Annotated in this window: 3 protein-coding genes and 1 pseudogene; 2 read left to right on the plus strand and 2 right to left on the minus strand. The window is 70.9% G+C overall.

All coding sequences use genetic code 11. The annotated features are described in order from the left end of the window. A pseudogene (locus A5701_RS24140) lies at positions 1–134 on the plus strand (cutinase family protein); the annotation flags it as partial. Positions 135–154: 20 nt separating this feature from the next. Further along, entirely contained in the window at positions 155–700 is a 546-nt protein-coding gene (locus A5701_RS24145; protein WP_082950520.1) for a VOC family protein, read from the plus strand. 10 nt (positions 701–710) lie between these two features. On the opposite strand, the gene A5701_RS24150 is transcribed toward A5701_RS24145, so the two are convergent. Together A5701_RS24150 and A5701_RS24155 are read right to left on the minus strand one after the other, a co-directional pair. Continuing rightward, entirely contained in the window at positions 711–2,081 is a 1,371-nt protein-coding gene (locus A5701_RS24150; protein WP_067760294.1) for an aldehyde dehydrogenase family protein, read from the minus strand. A gap of 35 nt (positions 2,082–2,116) precedes the next feature. Beyond that, on the minus strand, positions 2,117–3,208 hold the full coding sequence (locus A5701_RS24155) for an AMP-binding protein (protein WP_067760292.1): 1,092 nt from the start codon (positions 3,206–3,208) through the stop codon (positions 2,117–2,119). Between the last annotated feature and the right edge of the window lie 24 nt (positions 3,209–3,232).

Genomic DNA, 3,232 nt, shown 5'->3' on the forward strand with positions numbered 1-3,232 from the left:
TCTCCGCCCACAACACCTACGCCGACGACGGCGCCATGATCGACAAGGGCGTCGCCTTCGCCTCCAGCCACCTCGACGCAGGCACCAGCGGCGCCTCGACCGTCTCGAGCGGTAGAGGTGGCTTCGGAAGCTGAGCGACGGGCGCGCGGCGGCACTGGCCGTCAACCACGTCGGGTTGACGGTCCCGGACATTCACGCCGCGATCGACTGGTACGGCGAGGTATTCGGGTTCCGCTGCATCATGGGCCCCAGGGTGCTCGAGGGTGCGGGCCACCCGGAGGCGGCCTCGGTGTTCGGCAGCCGGTTCCGCCGGGCTTGGCAGGCGCATCTGCTCACCGGCAACTCCGTCGGCATCGAGCTCTTCCAATTCGTCGACCCGCCGACGCGGGACCCGGGCCGGCCGCGGGAGCGGGAGGGGTGGTTCGACCGCGGTTTGTGGCATCTGTGCATCACGCACCCCGATGTCGCGGCCACGGTCGACCGGGTCGTCGAGCACGGTGGCACGCTGCTGGCGGCGCCGTACGAATTCGTGCCCGGGCGACCGTGGGTGCTGGCCTACGCCACCGACCCCTGGGGCACGGTGCTCGAGGTGATGAGCCACAGCTACGCCGAGGCGTTCGGCAACTGGCCGCAACCGGGGCAGCTGGTCCCGCCCACCCTGGTGCCCCGCCCGGATGGCGACGGCCCGGCCGGCGCCTGAATCGGTCGCGTCAGGGGCCGTCCGCGACGAAGCCTTTGTTGCGCATCAGCGCGTCCGCCAGGAAGCCGTCGTGCGGGATGCCGGGCGCCGCGTACCACGTCGGGTGCGGGCCGACGTAGACGTTGCCGACGGTCGGTTCGGCGAGCAGCTCGTCGACCAGCCGTTGGTCGCCGGTGATCGCGGTGACGACCAGCGACCGCCGCAAGGGTTCCAGGCCGGCGCCGGGCGACCACGGTGCGACCCAGACACAGGGGAAGGGCAGCTCGACGTTGAGCGTGTCCGGGACGGGTTCGGCCAGTAGGTGCACCGCCGGGCGCAGCGCGGCGTAGCCGTCGCCGAGGTCGGCCACCACCTGATCGGCGCCGAGCACCGGGGTCGACCCGGCGGCCCTCGCCGCCAGGAAGTCCGCCAGGGCCCGGGCTTGGTCGAGCCGCCGGGTGGGCAGGATCGCCCGTTCGTCGTCGGTGGGTAGCGGCTCGATCTCCGCCAGTCGCCGGGCGATCGTTTCGGCCAGCGGGGCGGGATCGCCCTCACACAGCACGGCGGTGGTGTTGACACAAGCCATGCCCCCGAGGTTGGCGATCGAGTCGACGATGACGTCGATGTGGTCGCGCCAATCCCGATCGGCCGTGATCAGGATCTTGGCGCGTCCCGGCCCGTTGACGATCACCGCCGGGTCGGCAGCGTACTTGTCCACCACGTCCTGACCCCCGTACACCATCGCCAGATCCGCCGAGGAGATGATCTCGTCGGCGCCGGCGTGATCGGTGGGTAGATATACGGCGTCCCCGTGACGGAAACCCGCCCGCCGCAGGGCATGCACCAGCCGGTGCGCGGTCAGCGGCTCGCGGCGCGACGGGCGCACCGCGACGCGATAGCCGAGCGCGAGCGCTTGCGGCCACAGGCCGTGCACGCCGGGACCGTTTCCGGCGGCGTGCACGGCGAACACCTGCCCGCGCCGCACCCAGACCGCGCCACCGCGACGGATGCCTTCGTCGTGCCAATCGAGCGCCGCCCCCACCGGCCGGGCCGGACGGACCGCGTCGAACGCGCCGCCGACGGCGTCGGCCACGCCCCGCGCCCCGGCGCGGGTGACCCCGATGGGCAGGCCCGAAATCCGGCTCGCCAGAACGACATACGCCTCGAAGTCGAGGCCGGCGATCACCCCGCCCGTGAAGACGTCGGCGGCGTCCGACAGCGCCGCCGCGCGACGGCCGGCCGGGAGCGGGGTCAGGTTGCGTTGGGCGGCCAGGGTGCGCGCGACATACAGCGGCGGCACGAGGCTCAGCTCGGCTACCGCGGCGCCGGCCGTCGTGGTGATGACCTCGCGACGGCGGGTCCGGTACTCCCCGTCGGGGCCGAGCGCGTCGATCGCCACCAAATCGGCTGCGACACCGGGCACTTCGGCGGGCATGCTCAGTACACCCCTTCGATGACGGCCTCGCCCTCGAAGGTGGAAACCGGCCGCACCGCACTGACGGAGTCGCTGAGATCGGCCGCAGGCCCGGGCATCCTGACCGCGAGGTCGCGCTCCAGGTTGTTCGGGATGAACATGCCCTTGCTGATGTGGTTCATCACCACCTGACCGGTCTCCCCGTACGGCACCGGCTCGCCCGTGTCGGGATCGACCACCCAGAACACCACGTACGGTGTCCGCGGGTCGAACACGAACGCGTCGCCGTCGACACGGGTAACCGCCTGGGAGAGCACCATCGTGCTGCCGAACGCCATCGTGATCGTCGTCGCCGGGAAGAGGTCGCGGAGCAGGTCGAGGGTGTCGGCGTCCACGTGCGCTCCGCTGAGCAACAGGTAGCGGATCTTGTCGTTCAGCAGATCCACCACCCGGTCGTCGCGGGCCATGGCCTCCAGCAGCGGCGGGGTGGTGTGCAGGTTCGCGACATTCTGCGTCCGCAGCACGAACAGGGCCTGCTCGACGACGTGGTCGACGTAGGCGTCCACCTCGGAGGCCGCGCCGCGCGCGGCGACCTTCTTGACCCAGCGCGGATCGATGTCGATGCCGTGAAAGACCGCACCGAGGCGCTCGGCGACCAGCCGCGAGAAATAACCCACCCCGTGCGGCCCGCTCGGCATCAGGCACAAGAAGCCCTGGCCCCGGCGGAACCCGCCGGTGGCGAAGTCCTCGGTCTGCCACCGAACCACCTGTGCGACCCAATCCGGAAGCTGCACGGTCCTTTTCGGCGCGCCCGTGGTTCCGCCGGACTCGAATATCTGCGGCACCGGCGGTGGCTGCCCGTAGCCGCGGGGGATGAGGTCCTCGACCGGGACCGTGCGCAGTTCGTTGACGAGGTTGGGGAACAGTCGCAGATCGGCGAACGTCTTGACGTCGGTCATCGGATCGAAGTCGAGCGTCGCAGCGGTCCGCAACCAGAATGCCGAACCGGTGTCCTCCCCGAAGTGCCAGGCCATCGCCGCGCGCAGGTAGGCCTCCGGGTCCTCGAGCGGTTCCGAACGCGGAACGTCCAGCAGCGAAAAATCGACATCGGCCATGTCAAGAGATCCTTGCCCATCCGC

This window comes from Mycobacterium sp. E3305 (assembly GCF_001666785.1).
GTDB lineage: Bacteria > Actinomycetota > Actinomycetes > Mycobacteriales > Mycobacteriaceae > Mycobacterium.

Excerpts from the sequence above, each read along its gene's own strand:
- A5701_RS24155 (WP_067760292.1), bottom strand. The coding sequence starts at position 3,208 with ATGGCCGATGTCGATTTTTCGCTGCTGGACGTTCCGCGTTCGGAACCG.